Annotated in this window: 11 protein-coding genes; 10 read left to right on the forward strand and 1 reads right to left on the reverse strand. The window is 65.7% G+C overall.

Annotated features, from left to right (window positions below; genetic code table 11):
* Position 1 precedes the first annotated feature (1 nt).
* The 3 genes from ACD584_RS05285 to ACD584_RS05295 all read left to right on the forward strand — a co-directional run bounded on the left by ACD584_RS05285 (position 2) and on the right by ACD584_RS05295 (position 3,169).
* A complete protein-coding gene (locus ACD584_RS05285) occupies positions 2 to 973 on the forward strand; it encodes an aspartyl/asparaginyl beta-hydroxylase domain-containing protein (RefSeq protein ID WP_076036651.1) in 972 nt (323 codons plus the stop codon).
* Positions 974 to 1,112: 139 nt separating this feature from the next.
* Positions 1,113 to 1,796 (forward strand): response regulator transcription factor, encoded by a 684-nt coding sequence (locus ACD584_RS05290; RefSeq protein ID WP_217694204.1) that lies wholly within the window; start codon positions 1,113 to 1,115, stop codon positions 1,794 to 1,796.
* Complete coding sequence (locus ACD584_RS05295; protein WP_076036652.1) at positions 1,793 to 3,169, forward strand: HAMP domain-containing sensor histidine kinase; 1,377 nt, start codon at positions 1,793 to 1,795, stop codon at positions 3,167 to 3,169. The genes ACD584_RS05290 and ACD584_RS05295 overlap by 4 nt, the downstream gene beginning before the upstream one ends.
* 127 nt (positions 3,170 to 3,296) lie before the next feature.
* Here the strand turns inward: ACD584_RS05295 and ACD584_RS05300 are convergent, their stop codons facing one another.
* Entirely contained in the window at positions 3,297 to 4,781 is a 1,485-nt protein-coding gene (locus ACD584_RS05300) for a sensor domain-containing diguanylate cyclase (RefSeq protein WP_070690380.1), read from the reverse strand.
* A gap of 305 nt (positions 4,782 to 5,086) precedes the next feature.
* On the opposite strand from ACD584_RS05300, the gene ACD584_RS05305 reads away from it, so the two are divergent.
* The 7 genes from ACD584_RS05305 (at position 5,087) to ACD584_RS05335 (ending at position 13,717) form a co-directional block, all read left to right on the forward strand.
* Complete coding sequence (locus tag ACD584_RS05305; RefSeq protein ID WP_076036653.1) at positions 5,087 to 6,094, forward strand: NAD(P)-dependent alcohol dehydrogenase; 1,008 nt, start codon at positions 5,087 to 5,089, stop codon at positions 6,092 to 6,094.
* Between the two features lie 342 nt (positions 6,095 to 6,436).
* The gene (paoA, locus tag ACD584_RS05310; RefSeq protein ID WP_258872030.1) at positions 6,437 to 7,096 is read left to right on the forward strand and encodes an aldehyde dehydrogenase iron-sulfur subunit PaoA; all 660 of its coding nucleotides are present in this window, start codon (positions 6,437 to 6,439) and stop codon (positions 7,094 to 7,096) included.
* Complete coding sequence (locus ACD584_RS05315) at positions 7,093 to 8,043, forward strand: xanthine dehydrogenase family protein subunit M (RefSeq protein WP_076036655.1); 951 nt, start codon at positions 7,093 to 7,095, stop codon at positions 8,041 to 8,043. Before paoA ends, ACD584_RS05315 begins: the two co-directional genes overlap by 4 nt.
* Before the next feature lies 1 nt (position 8,044).
* On the forward strand, positions 8,045 to 10,252 hold the full coding sequence (gene paoC, locus ACD584_RS05320) for an aldehyde oxidoreductase molybdenum-binding subunit PaoC (RefSeq protein WP_076036656.1): 2,208 nt from the start codon (positions 8,045 to 8,047) through the stop codon (positions 10,250 to 10,252).
* Positions 10,249 to 11,256: an XdhC family protein gene (locus ACD584_RS05325; protein ID WP_175611608.1), complete on the forward strand. Its 1,008-nt coding sequence runs from the start codon at positions 10,249 to 10,251 to the stop codon at positions 11,254 to 11,256. Before paoC ends, ACD584_RS05325 begins: the two co-directional genes overlap by 4 nt.
* Before the next feature lie 697 nt (positions 11,257 to 11,953).
* Positions 11,954 to 12,562, forward strand: coding sequence for a nucleotidyltransferase family protein (locus ACD584_RS05330; RefSeq protein WP_181921306.1), 609 nt, complete (start codon positions 11,954 to 11,956; stop codon positions 12,560 to 12,562).
* Between the two features lie 939 nt (positions 12,563 to 13,501).
* Complete coding sequence (locus ACD584_RS05335) at positions 13,502 to 13,717, forward strand: hypothetical protein (protein ID WP_014508406.1); 216 nt, start codon at positions 13,502 to 13,504, stop codon at positions 13,715 to 13,717.
* Positions 13,718 to 13,834: the final 117 nt, after the last annotated feature.

Genomic DNA, 13,834 nt, shown 5'->3' on the forward strand with positions numbered 1-13,834 from the left:
CATGATCGCCACCACGCTGCTGTGCGTGATCGCCAGCTGGATTGCGGCGATGACCTACGTCTACCGTTTCCGCGGCCAGGGGCGCTACGCCAGCCTGCGCCAGTACCTGCGCAAGAGTTGGCCGGTGTTCGCGCTGCCGAACGTCATCCTGTATGCCTTCACCCGCACGGCGGCGCGCGGGCCGTTCGTGCCGCTGGAGCTATATCGCAGGCTTCCGGCCTTGGCGCAGCACTGGGAGTGCATCCGCGACGAAGCAATGGCCTTGCTGGGAGATGGCAGCTTCGACGAGGTGCGGCGCGACGGCTCACCGGCCGCGTTCGATGTGGGCTTCCGCACTTTCTACAAATACGGGTGGAGCCGCTACTACCTGCGCTGGTATGGCGCGCCGTATGCCTCCGCACGTGCCAGCTGCCCGCGCACGCTGGACCTGTTGGCCGGCTACCCGGAGATCCGGGCGGCGATGTTCGCCGTGTTGCCGCCGCGTTCGGTGCTGACGCCGCATGCGGACCCGCTGGGTTGCTCGTTGCGCTATCACCTGGGCCTGGCCACGCCCAATGCGGCGCAGTGCTTCATCAACGTGGACGGACGCAACCGTGCCTGGCAGGACGGCGATGCGTTCGTGTTCGACGAGACCTACCTGCACTTCGTGCGTAACGACACCGATGCGCCGCGGCTGATCCTGATGTGCGATGTGGAGCGGCCGATGCGCTGGCCAGGGCGGTGGTTCAACCTGGTCTATACGCAGCTCGCACGTGCAGCGCGAACGCCCAACGACGCGCGCGACCGGCGCGGCCCGGTGAGCGCGTTGTATGCGGCTGTCGCACCGCTGATGGCCTACGGAAGGCGCCTGCGCGCGCAGCACCGCCCGCTGTATGCGTTGCTCAAGTGGACGATCAATCTGAGTCTGCTGGGCGCCATGCTTGCACTGCTTGCTGCCGGGGTTGGTGTGCTGCGATGGCTGCTGCATGGCTGAGCGCAGGCACCATTGGGCGGTGCGCTGGTGGTGCGGCCTGCGGGCATCGGCCCAGGCCATGGACCGCGCGCTGCGTATGATGTTTCCATTCCCGAGAATTGCCATGTCGATGACGCATCCGGTCGCCCAGGCGCAGGTTCTGCAGGTCCTCATCATCGAGGACAACCGCGCCCTGGCAGCCAATATCTTCGATTACCTGGAAGCCTGCGGGCACCGCCCGGATGCGGCGCCGGACGGGCAGTCGGGCTTGAACCTGGCGATCAGCAACCGCTACGACGCGATCATCCTGGACTGGATGTTGCCGCGCATGGATGGCATGAGCGTGCTGCGCAAGCTGCGCGAGGAACACGCCTGCCGCACGCCGATCATCATGCTCACCGCCAAGGACCAGCTGGAAGGCAAGCTGCTGGGTTTCGAGAACGGTGCCGACGACTACCTGGTCAAGCCGGTGGCGTTGCCGGAACTGGAAATCCGCCTGCGGGTGATGGTGAGCCGTGCCCGCGCCAGCGCGGCGGCGGGCAACGTGCTGCAGGTGCATGACCTGCGCTACGACCTGGACCGCCTGGCGGTGTCGCGCGGCACCCGCGCGGTGGTGCTGTCCGGTACCTTGCGCACGGTGCTGGAACTGCTGATGCGGGAATCACCGCGTGTGGTGCGGCGTGACCGGTTGGAGCAACTGATCTGGGGCGATGCGGTGCCCGAAGGCGACCTGTTGCGCTCGCATATGCATGTGCTGCGGCGCGCGCTGGATCACGACGGCGAGCACAAGCTGCTGCAGACCGTCACCGGCGTCGGTTATCGGCTGGGCGGGCCAGCCGAATGAGTCGAGACGGCCGCCTGCGCAGCCTGCAGTGGTTGATCAGCGCCAGCCTGCTGATGTCCTGCGCGGTGCTGGCGTTGGGGTTGTCGGTGCAGGGCTTTTTGAGCCAGGAACTGATCGAAGATCCGATCTGGCGGCAGCTGCTCACCGCAAGTACGCAGAACGTCACGCGCGTGCCGCCCGAGCGCCTGCAGCAGGCCTTGCCCAGCACTGGCCCGGTGAAAGGCTGGCTGCTGCGCGACGGTGCGCCGTTGCCGGCGAGCATGCCGCCCTTCTTCGCCGAGCTGGCACCCGGTTACTACGGCGAAGGCCAGCTGGACACGCAGGGCGACCCCTCTACCGCGGCAAAATTCCTGTCCATCATTCGGCCGCACTGGGGGCCGTTCGCCAACGATGCAGATGGCATGCGACTCGATCGCAGCTATTCGGCGCTGGTCTCCGCGCTACCGCAAGGGCGGCTGATCATGAGCATCGACATCACCGCGCTGGAGGACAAACAAAATGGCAGCGTACAGCTCAGCGTGCTGTTCTTTATCTGCAACCTGGCGATGATCGGGCTGGTGATCTGGTGGCTGTTCCTGGGCTTTGCGCGGCCGGTGCAGGACCTTGCCAGGCGCATGCGCCGGCTGGATCCGTTGCAGCCGGCGCAGCGGCTGCCCACCGACTACGGCAAGAGCGAACTCAACACCATCGCGCGCGAGGCGAACGCGCATCTGGAACGCGTGGAGCGCGCGATCGAACGCGAACGCAGTCTGCTGGATCAGGCCAGTCATGAGTTCCGCACGCCCTTGGCGGTGATTTCCGGTGCAGCCGATGTGCTGCACAAGCAGCAGCTGCCGGAGCGGGCGCAGGGGCCGTTGCACCGGATCGACGAGGCAGTGGACAACCTCACCCGCATCATGGAAGCGCTGCTCTACCTCTCGCGCGAATCCACCCCGGCCGAGCGGCAGCAGGTGACCATCCTGCACGCGCTACTGCCCGAACTGGTGCAGGACCACCTGTATCTGCTTTCGGAAAAACCGGTGGAGGTGGTGGTCACCGCGCTGGAGCCACTCACGCTGCACGCACCGGAATCGATGGTGCGCATTGCGGTGGGCAACCTGCTGCGCAACGCGGCCGATCACACCTACGTGGGGCAGATCGAGGTGAGCCTGCACGCGCACCGGTTGAGCATCCGCGACTCCGGCGACGGTTTCGATACCGCGCTGGCGGCGCAACGCTACACCGCCTCATTGAAGCAATCGGTCAAGCAAGGCGGTGGCGCGGGACTGGGGCTGTTCCTCACCCGGCGCATCTGCGAACGCTTCGGTTGGCGCCTGCATCTGGAATCCTCTGCGGCGCAGGGCACGCTTGCGGTGATCGACTTCCAGCCGTAGTCGCCGCGATTTACCAGCGCTGACAGCGAAGGGCAGCTACAGCGATCTTCTGGCGATTTTCAAATAGCCCTGGCCAACATCACGCCACCCGCGCGCAAACGACGACCACCCCAAACAACGTGGCAGCTCAGGCAGACGTCCGGTCCCGACCGCCCTGTTTGGCCCGATACAGCGCCCCGTCCGCGTCGCGCACGATCGCATCGGGGGTCAGCGGTGTTTCGCCCGGTTCAAAGGTGGCAGCGCCAACGCTGACCGTCACATGTGCACTGGTCGGGCTGGTCAGATGCATCAACCCCAGTTCCGCCACCGCCGTGCGAATGGCATCGGCCAGGCGCAGCGCGCCGGCGACGTCCGTGTGCGGCAGGATCATGCCGAATTCCTCGCCGCCGTAGCGCGCGGCGATGTCGTCGCTGCGCCGGGCACAGCCGGCAATCGCGCCCGCGATCAGGCGCAGGCAGGCATCGCCGTTGACGTGCCCGTAGGTGTCGTTGTAGAGCTTGAAGTGGTCGACATCAATCATCAGCACCGACAGCGGCGCCTGCGTGTGTACGGCATCCTGCAAGGCCTCAGACAGGCGGTGGTCGAAGGCGCGCCGGTTGGCGATGCCGGTCAAGGCGTCCACCCAGACCTCGGAGCTGAGCCGCGCTTCATTGCGATGCATGCGGCGCAGCTGCAGGTCCAGCCAGATGCCCACCGCCAGCAGCAGCACGAAGCCGAGCACGGCAATGATGATGCGTTGGCGTGCGGATGCGCGCCAATTGGCCAGCGCATCGTCCACTGCCACGCCGGTGAGCACGGTGAGTGGGTAGGGCCGGGCCGGCACAAAACTGGAAATGCGTTGCACCCCATCCAGCGGCGAGCGGTAGGTGAGCGTGCCGCGGCGCTCGTTGCGCATGGTCACGTACAGCGACGTACCCGCGATCGAGCTGGCGGTCTGGTCGTCGCGCTCCGGCCGCCGCACGATCACCACGCCATCGTCGTTGAACAGGCCGATGGTGCCGTGATCCCCAACCTGGAAGCGGCTGTAGTAGTCCTGGAAATACTTCAGCCGCAGCGTCACCAGCGCCACGCCATCGAACTCGCCGCTCGGCGTCGTGAGGCGGCGGCTCAATGTGATCACCCAGCGCCCGTCCGAGCGGCTCTGCACTGGTGGCCCGACGAACACCAGTGCGTCGCGGTGGTCGCGGTGGTACTTGAAATACGCGCGGTCGGCATTGTTGTGCGTGCGCGGCAGGCTGCCCAGCGACGAGTTCACCCAGTGGCCATCGGCGGCGTAGATGAAAATGCCATGCAGGCGCTCCGAGCGGCGGGCCTCACTGACCAGAAACGCATGCATCGCGGCATGTTCGTTTGCCGAGCCGCGGTCCTGTTGCAGGCGTGCAACCAGCCCCGACAACACCGCATCGGCGATGGTCATGGTGTCGCTGGCGTGCTGCGCCAGCGAGTCGGCCAGGTTCAACGACTGCGTCTGCGCGGCCTGCAAGGCGCTGACGCGCTCCTCATGGATCGACCAGTATTCGGAACCGAGCAGAAGTATCCAGGATGCGGTCAACACGAAATGCAGCGCGATGCGCTGTGCACGTTGCCGCCACTGCTTGCTTGTCGACACCACTGTGTTTCCTTGTCCAGGACGCAGAGCCGATGCAACCGCCATGCCAGCGTACGTGGTGGCGCCCGATGCCGGCGCGGCGCGGCGCGCGTGCAATCCGGATCTGTGACTGACCGCTCAGCCCATCGCGGCCGCGATTTCTGATGTCGCGGTATAGCCCGCTTGCCTGCTGACGTTGGCGATGTATTGCGTCACGCAGGTCCGCTGCAATTGTTCACGGCGTGGCAAGTGCACACAGCAGACGCGACCGCATGCGCGTAACGGCGCGCGTGGTATCCCGGGCGGCCCATCAGTATGAGGAGACCACGATGCGTGGCATTCGTTTGCAGCAACTAGCAGGCCTGGCGTCACTGAGCTCCGTCGCGTTGCCCGATCCCGGCCAGCCCGCGGCAGGCCAGATCCGCGTGCGGCTGCATGCCAGTTCGCTGAATTTCCATGACCTGGGCATTGTCAGCGGACAGATGCCAACCGCCGATGGCCGCATCCCGATGTCCGACGGTGCTGGCGTGGTGGAAGCGGTAGGCGAGGCCGTCAGCGATTTCGCCGTGGGCGACCACGTGGTGTCTACGTTCTTCCCGCAGTGGCTGGATGGCGAGCCGTTGCATGCCGGCTTTGCCACCACGCCTGGCGACGGCGTAGACGGCTATGCACGCTCGGCCGTGGTCGCGGCTGCGCAGGCTTTCACGCATGCGCCGCGCGGCTATAGCCATGCCGAAGCTGCCACCTTGACCACCGCCGGCGTCACGGCGTGGCGCGCCCTGGTGGTCAATGGCCGGATCAAGGCCGGCGACACCGTGCTGGTGCTTGGCACCGGCGGCGTGTCGATCTTCGCGCTGCAGTTCGCCAAGGCGATGGGCGCCACGGTGATCGTCACCTCGTCGTCGGACCAGAAGCTGGAGACGGCGCGTACGCTCGGTGCCGACCACTGCATCAATTATCGCCAGCACACCGAATGGGCGGCGCAGGTGCTGGAGATCACCAACGGGCGCGGTGTGGACCACGTGGTGGAAGTGGGCGGCCCGGGAACGCTGGCGCAGTCCATCAAGGCTGCGCGCGTGGGTGGGCACATCGCCTTGATCGGTGTGCTCACCGGCGCCGCGGGCCCGGTGCCCACCGCCGAGATGATGGGACGCCAGCAACGGCTGCAAGGCTTGGTGGTGGGTAGCCGCCGGCATCAGCAGGAGTTGGTGCGGGCACTGGACGGTTTGCCGTTGCGGCCGGTGATCGATCGTTCGTTTGCGCTGGAGGACATCGCCGAGGCGTTTGCGTTGCAACACGCCGGTGGTCACCTGGGCAAGATCGTGCTGGAATTCTGAGCCTGGCGCGGCGCGCGCGGGCAGGGTCCAACCCCTGCCTGCGGCGCGTCATGCGATAGCGCTGCTGATGTGCGGCGTGGCGGCAGAGGGTGTCAGCGATCTCGACAGAGGTGGCGGCACGCACAGCGCATCACTGAGTGAAGGGGCCGTCTAATTCGGGCGTGGCAGTGATGAGTGTGTTTCATAGACGCATGCGGCTACAGCAGCTAATGCCGGCAGAACCGCGCCTTAGAATCGGGGCAACCTACTGCATTGCCGCCATCGCGCACAGCCGCGCTCACGCGCTTGTGACCGGCAGCGCTGCACATTATTTAAGAACTGTATAAGCCAGCATTGTTGGAGATGCCAGCCATGAGAGATATCAAGATGACCCGACGCGAGGTGTTGATCGCTGGCACGGCGTCTGCCGCCAGCGTCGCTGCCAGTCAGTCCATGGCTGCAGGCGCCGCCAACGCGCTGTCGCAGCGCCAGGCCGCCGAACCCGCCAACGCATCCAGCGAGGTGGCCTTTGAAGTCAACGGCAAGCCGGTGACGCTGACGCTGGACAACCGCACCACTTTGCTGGATGCGCTGCGCGAGCACCTGCATCTCACCGGCACCAAAAAAGGCTGCGACCACGGCCAATGCGGTGCCTGCACCGTCATCGTCGACGGGCAGCGCATGAATTCCTGCCTGTCGCTGGCCGTGATGCATCAGGACGCCAAGGTCACCACCATCGAAGGGCTCGGCACGCCCGACAAGCTGCATCCGATGCAGGCGGCCTTCGTCAAACATGATGGCTACCAGTGCGGCTATTGCACACCGGGACAGATCTGCTCGGCGGTGGCGGTGCTGGATGAGGTCAAGCGCGGCATCCCCAGCCACGTCACCGACGATCTCACTGCCAAGACGCGGCTCACCACGCTGGAGTTGCAGGAGCGCATGAGTGGCAACATCTGCCGCTGCGGTGCGTACTCCAACATCGTCGAGGCGATCACCGAAGTTGCCGGAGACCGCGCATGAAGGCTTTCAGTTACGAGCGCGCCACCTCCCCGGCAGATGCCGCAGCCAAGGCCGCGCGTCAGCCCGGCGCCAAGTTCATCGCCGGCGGTACCAACCTGCTGGATCTGATGAAACTGCAGATCGAAACCCCCTCGCATCTGATCGATGTCAACGGCCTCACGCTGGACACCATTGACGCGACGCCCGAGGGCGGCCTGCGTATCGGCGCGCTGGTACGCAATACCGATCTGGCCGCGGATGCACGTGTGCGCCGCGATTACGCAGTGCTCTCACGCGCACTGCTGGCCGGCGCGTCCGGGCAGCTGCGCAATCGCGCCACCACCGCCGGCAATTTGCTGCAGCGCACGCGCTGCCCGTATTTCTATGATACCAACCAGCCGTGCAACAAGCGGCTGCCGGGTAGTGGCTGCGCGGCAATCGGCGGCTTCAACCGCCAGCTGGCCGTGATCGGCGCCAGCGAAGATTGCATCGCCACCCATCCCAGCGATATGGCGGTGGCCATGCGCGCGCTGGATGCGGTGGTGGAAACCGTGCGCCCGGATGGGCAAACCCGCGCCATCCCGATCGCCGAGTTCTATCGCGCACCGGGCAAGACGCCGCATATCGAAACCGTGCTGGAGCGTGGCGAACTGATCACGGCCGTGACCCTGCCCAAGCCGGTGGAAGGCGCGCACGTCTACCGCAAGGTGCGCGACCGTGCGTCCTACGCCTTTGCATTGATCTCGGTAGCGGCGATCGTGCCACGCAGTGGCAATGCGCAGGTGGCGATTGGTGGCGTGGCGCACAAGCCATGGCGGAACGAGGTCGCCGAAGCACAGACCCGCCAGGGCGGGCGTGCCATCACGGCCATCCTGCTGGAGGGCGCACAGCCCACCGAACACAACGCATTCAAGGTGCCGCTGGTGGAGCGCAGCTTGAGCGCGATCCTGGCGGACACGAGGGCCTGACATGAAATTCGACACTCCCGCCGGTACCAATCCCATCGACCAGGGCAAGATCGTCGGCAAGCCGGTCGACCGCATCGACGGCCCGCTCAAGACCACTGGCATGGCGCCGTACGCGTATGAGCATCATGATCTGCCCGGCAAGGCGGCCTATGGCCACGTGGTCGGCGCTGGCATTGCCAAGGGCACGATTCGCAGTATTGATTTGAGCGCTGCGCGCAATGCGCCCGGCGTGCTCGGCATCGTCACCGCGCAAAACGCCGGCAAGCTGCAAAAAGGCAAGCTCAATACCGCCAAGTTGTTGGGTGGCCCGGAGATTCAGCACTATCACCAGGCAATTGCGGTGGTGGTGGCGGAGACATTTGAGCAGGCACGCGCGGCCGGTCAGTTGATCAAGGTGGACTACGGCCGCCACGTGGGCGAATACGATCTGGCACGCGCGCGTCCCAAGGCCGAGGTCACCAAGGAAGGCGGCGCACCGAACAGCACTGTCGGCGATTTTGCCGGTGCGTTTGCGGCCGCACCGGTGCAGATGGATGCCGAATACACCACCCCCGATCATTCCCACGCGATGATGGAGCCGCATGCGTCCATTGCCATGTGGGAAGGCGACAAGCTCAATGTCTGGACTTCCAACCAGATGATCAACTGGGGTGCCGGCGATCTGGCGCGCACGCTCGGTCTACCGCCGGAAAACGTGCGCCTGATGTCGCCGTATATCGGGGGGGGCTTCGGCGGCAAGTTGTTCCTGCGTGCCGATGCGGTGCTTGCTGCACTGGCCGCGCGCCAGGTGAAGCGGCCGGTGAAGGTGATGCTGCCGCGGCCGTTGATTGCCAACAACACCACCCATCGCCCGGCGACCGTGCAACGCATCCGCATCGGCGCACAGCGCGACGGGAAGATCACTGCCATTGCGCATGAGAGCTGGTCGGGCGATCTGCCTGGCGGTGCGCCGGAAATTGCTGCCTCACAGACGCAGTTGTTGTATGCCGGTGCCAATCGCCTGATCACCACACGCCTGGCCGTGCTGGACCTTCCCGAAGGCAACGCCATGCGCGCGCCTGGCGAGGTACCGGGATTGATGGCGCTGGAAGTGGCCATGGACGAAATGGCCGAGAAGCTGGCCATGGATCCGGTGAAGTTCCGCGTCGTCAACGACACCCAGGTGGATCCCGAAAACCCGCAGCGGCCGTTTTCGCAGCGGCAGCTGGTCAAGTGTCTGGAAGACGGGGCAAAACAATTTGGCTGGTCCAAGCGCAAGGCCAAACCCGGCAGTACCCGTGATGGGCGCTGGCTGGTGGGCATGGGCGTGGCGTCGGCATTCCGCAACGCGATCGCCACCACCTCCGGTGCGCGCATGCGCCTGGAGCAGGGCGGCCGCGTGGTGGTGGAAACCGACATGACCGATATCGGTACCGGCTCTTACACCATCATTGCGCAGACGGCGGCCGAGATGCTCGGCGTGCCGCTGGACTGGGTGGACGTGCGCCTGGGCGATTCGAGCTTTCCTGTCTCGGCCGGTTCCGGCGGGCAGTGGGGCGCCAACAGTTCCACCGCCGGCGTGTATGCCGCGGCGGTGAAACTGCGCGAGGCCATCGCCACGCAACTGGGGCTGGATCCGAGCAAGGCCGAATTTGCCGACGGGCACGTGCGTGCCGGCGGCAAGCGCATCGCCCTGGGTGACGCCGCTGCCCAGGGGCCGCTGGTGGTCGAGGACAAGATCGAATTTGGCGACCTGGCCAAGAAGCAGCAGCTCTCCACCTTCGGCGCGCATTTTGTCGAGGTCGGCGTGGACGTGGTGACCGCCGAAGTGCGGATCCGGCGCATGCTGGCCGTGTGTGCGGCCGGGCGCATCCTCAACCCCAAGACAGCACGCAGCCAGGTGATTGGCGCGATGACCATGGGTGCCGGCTCGGCGTTGATGGAAGAGTTGGTGGTCGACAAGCGGTTGGGCTTTTTCGTCAACCACGATCTGGCCGGCTATGAAGTGCCGGTGCATGCGGACATCCCGCATCAGGACGTGGTGTTCCTGGAAGAAACCGACCCGATGTCCTCGCCGATGAAGGCCAAGGGCGTAGGCGAGCTGGGCATCTGTGGCGTCGCCGCGGCAATCGCCAATGCGGTCTACAACGCCACCGGCGTGCGCGTACGCGACTACCCGGTGACGCTGGACAAGCTGCTGCCGCATCTGCCTGAGCCGCTGCGCGCGTGAATGCAGTGGCGGCTCCTGTCAGCCACGGTATGCCGGCTGCCGCCGCGTGGCCGGCCTGGCCGGAGTACGCCCTGCACGATGACCTGTTGCCGACGTTGTCTGCCTGGCATCGCGCCGGGCAGCGCGTGGCGCTGGCCACGCTGGTGGAGGTGCGCGGCTCCTCGCCGCGCCCGCTGGGTAGCCAGATGGCGATCAGCAGCACCGGGCAGGTGGCCGGGTATGTGTCGGGCGGTTGCGTTGAAGCGGCGGTCGCGCATGAAGCCCTGGCGGTCCTGGAGGATGGCTGCCCGCGCTTGCTCGATTACGGCGAAGGCAGCGAGGTGCTCGATATCCAGCTGAGCTGCGGTGGGCGCATCGGCGTGCTGGTGTGTGCGGTGCAGGATCTGGGCGGGTATCTCGCGCGTTGGCGCAATGCGCGCCAGCACCGTCGCGCGTTTCATGTTGCGCTGGATCGCATGCACGGCACGCTGCGTTACCTGGCTACACCGAGTGATGCCACTCCCGGCGAATTCGTGTTCTCGCGGCGGCCGCCGCTGCGGCTGGTGCTGGTGGGTGCGGATCCGTCGGTACTGGCGCTGGTCGCGCTGGCGACGCAGGCCGGGATCGAAGTGCGCGTACTGCGCCCGCATGGCCCGGTCGAACCGCCACCGGGGCTGGCCCCAGAGCACTACGATCGCCGTGGTCTTGCGCAGGCGTTGGCGGAGGTGGAACTGGACGCACATTGCGCGTTGTACAGCCTTGCCCACGATGGCGACATCGATTTGCAGGTTGCCCATCGCGGGCTGTCGTCCCAGGTGGCCTGCATCGGCATCCTGGGTAGTCGCAGCAAACGGCAGGCACGATTGCAGGCCCTGCGCGCACTCGGTCATGACGATGCCGCACTGGAACGCGTGCGCCTGCCTGCCGGCATCCGCCTGGGGCCATCGTCGCCGCACGGGATTGCGCTCGGCATCATTGCCGAAGCCACGCAAGCAGTGTCCGATTTACAGGCTGCAGCGCTTTAGGAACTCTCGGTTTTTTGCAGCCGTGGGCGCATTGCGCGTAGGGCGTCATGCGCGGGCCTGGGTTGCTGCCAGCGTGGTCGCCGGGCGTTGCCTCGGCATCATCCCCGAAACGCTGTGCTTGGTGGTCGTTCTGTAGGTCGCAGGACGTCAGGACTTATCGATTTGAGTCGTGCCGACATCGCTCACCGAGCGTGACGCGCAACGTCGCAGTGCATTGCAGGTCACGCTAGTCGCTGTGGTGCGCGTGTCCCAGCTTGACGATGGTGTTATCGCGAAGGGTTTTCTCCCGAAGTCGTAATGTTGCGCGTAAAGCAGCGAAAAACTTGGTGGCCATGTCCGCACGTCTGTAGGCGCGCGGCTATGCGGCGCGGTCAATCACTACGCAGATGAGACTTCTCTCGCAGTCATGCGATTGCGCATAAAGATCCAGCGAGCGCCGTGGTCGCGCATGCACACCTCCGCTGTGCGCGGCTTTGCTGCGTGGTCACCCACTGCGCACATGTTTGGTCCTACGCTGCAGGCATCCTTACATGCAAGACAGCCCGCTCATGATCGCTTTGCTTCCAGCGTACGCCGCGCCATCACGCACCGCCGCGCACGCGCGCCACACCGTGTTGGCAGCGCGATCAGGTGTGCAGCATTGCAGTGCGCCGGCTGATACGTCAGTGCTTGCTGCATGGCGTGCGGGGCGAGGCGCGTGAGCAGCGACCATGCCGCGCTGGTGTTGGCGGCGGGCGCGGGGCGGCGGCTCGGTCGCTCCAAGCAATTGCTCACGCGCGATGGCGAACCGCTCGTGCGGCGCGCAGCCCGCATTGCGTTGCAGACCGCGCCGCGGCGCTGTGTGGTGGTGGTGGGCGCCGATGCCGATTTGGTGATGGAGGCCTTGCGCGGCCTGGATGTGGAAATCGTGCGGCACGCCGGCTGGGCCGACGGCATGGGCACCAGTCTTGCCGCGTTGCGCGCGCACGTACACGGGGACACCACGCTGCGCCGCAGCCTGATCCTCGGCTGCGACCAGCCCGCGCTGGACACGCCGCATCTGCGCAGCTTGCTGGAAGAAGCCGACCTGGCCGCATCGGGCTGCGCCACCAGCGGCTATGCAGGCGTGCGCGGGATTCCGGTGGTAGTCACGCACGCGGTGTGGAACGAAGTGCCGCTGTTGGCCGACACCGGCCTGCGCGCGCTGTTCGCCAGCCTGGATGCGCAGACGCTGGGCTGCGTCACCGCACCGGCACTCACCCTGGACGTGGACACCCCGGCCGACCTGCTTGCTGCGCAAGCGCGTGGCTGGATCGATCCGGAGTGAGCCGCGCGTGCTGTTGGTATAGATAGGCCGGTTAGCAAGTGTCCGCGGCACGTCGCGAACGTGCTGCAGTGCCAATGCGTGCAGTGTCGATACTTCGCCATGCCGCACGGAAGTGCGTTATCTCAACCTACGCGAGGTCACGCGCACGCTGCGCCAGCACGCGACGGCAGCGATGTACGCGACAAGCATCTCGACAACGCGTTGCGCTGAAAAACACATTGCACGGAAGCGGCTGCAATTGCGGTGCGCGGTGGTTCAAGTGCATCGCCAAGTGCATCGCTATGAGACGCCTAGTCGCCCCGCTGCATCGCCCAGCTCACGGCGCGGCATTGATCGCATGCGTGACGCGGGCATGACCAGTCGTGCGGTTGGTGCAAAGCAGCCAAACCAACACAGACGGTGCAGCCGTGCACCACCTACCAGATACTTCACGATCTAGCGGCAATGCGCAGCTCCTGAGCATCGCCGCGTGCGGTTGCGTTCTGCTGCAAAGCACCCACACCAACGCCGAAGGTGCAGCCATGCATCTTCGGCCAGTCAGCTCAATGTGCAGTCGAAGCGCTCAGATCCAGAGCACCACCGCTTCGCGAATCACCAGGACATAGCCAACGACCATGGCGGTCTTGACCGGGAATTGGAACTTCCTCAGCAGATACATGCAAACCCTCCCCAGAGGCACTTATCTGTACCGAAATGTAGCGCTGCGCGTGACGTGTGTCACGTAAGAATTTTCCTACCGGCGAGCCAGTGTCCCCCTGACGGCGCCAGCCATAGCCACAGGCACATGCTGGCTATGCCGGACGCGGGGCCTTGGGCCACTCTCCCGCGGCCCCTTGAGTAAGGGCGCGCCGGCACACCTGCCAGACACCGATTCCCATGCAGGCACCGCCTCTCCAGGCCGGTTGCCTCGCTTTGCTGCATCACCGGCCGGAGGGCCAGATGGACGACTCCCGTTACGTCGTACGTATCCATTCGGAAAAGAACGGCTGGTGGGTCACGCGCCCGCAGTGGTCGCCGCTGCGCTACCTGAGAGAGCAGGGCGCCCTGGCACAGGCCGAACTGATGGCGAAACTGCACTGCCTGACCACCGGCGAGCCGAGCGGCGTGGTGCTCAGTACCGGCGACGGCGATCGTTTGGTCCGGCGTTACGGCTGAGCTTGCGACCTCGCGGACGGGAGCTGGCGGCGTCTTCCAGCAACAAGCGCAACCAACGTCTGCTGAGAGTCAGCCGTCAGGGGGAAGAAGTCCCCGCAGGTGCCCGGTTGCCTGACA

Source organism: Xanthomonas sp. NCPPB 2922, from assembly GCF_041520885.1.
GTDB classification, from domain to species: Bacteria; Pseudomonadota; Gammaproteobacteria; order Xanthomonadales; family Xanthomonadaceae; genus Xanthomonas; species Xanthomonas campestris.

What these genes read in the sequence shown, in the direction of transcription:
- ACD584_RS05305 (WP_076036653.1), top strand. Translation starts at nt 5,087, where the DNA reads ATGCGTGGCATTCGTTTGCAGCAACTAGCAGGCCTGGCGTCACTGAGC.
- ACD584_RS05315 (WP_076036655.1), top strand. Translation starts at nt 7,093, where the DNA reads ATGAAGGCTTTCAGTTACGAGCGCGCCACCTCCCCGGCAGATGCCGCA.
- paoC (WP_076036656.1), top strand. Translation starts at nt 8,045, where the DNA reads ATGAAATTCGACACTCCCGCCGGTACCAATCCCATCGACCAGGGCAAG.
- ACD584_RS05285 (WP_076036651.1), top strand. Translation starts at nt 2, where the DNA reads ATGATCGCCACCACGCTGCTGTGCGTGATCGCCAGCTGGATTGCGGCG.
- paoA (WP_258872030.1), top strand. Translation starts at nt 6,437, where the DNA reads ATGCCAGCCATGAGAGATATCAAGATGACCCGACGCGAGGTGTTGATC.
- ACD584_RS05335 (WP_014508406.1), top strand. Translation starts at nt 13,502, where the DNA reads ATGGACGACTCCCGTTACGTCGTACGTATCCATTCGGAAAAGAACGGC.
- ACD584_RS05295 (WP_076036652.1), top strand. Translation starts at nt 1,793, where the DNA reads ATGAGTCGAGACGGCCGCCTGCGCAGCCTGCAGTGGTTGATCAGCGCC.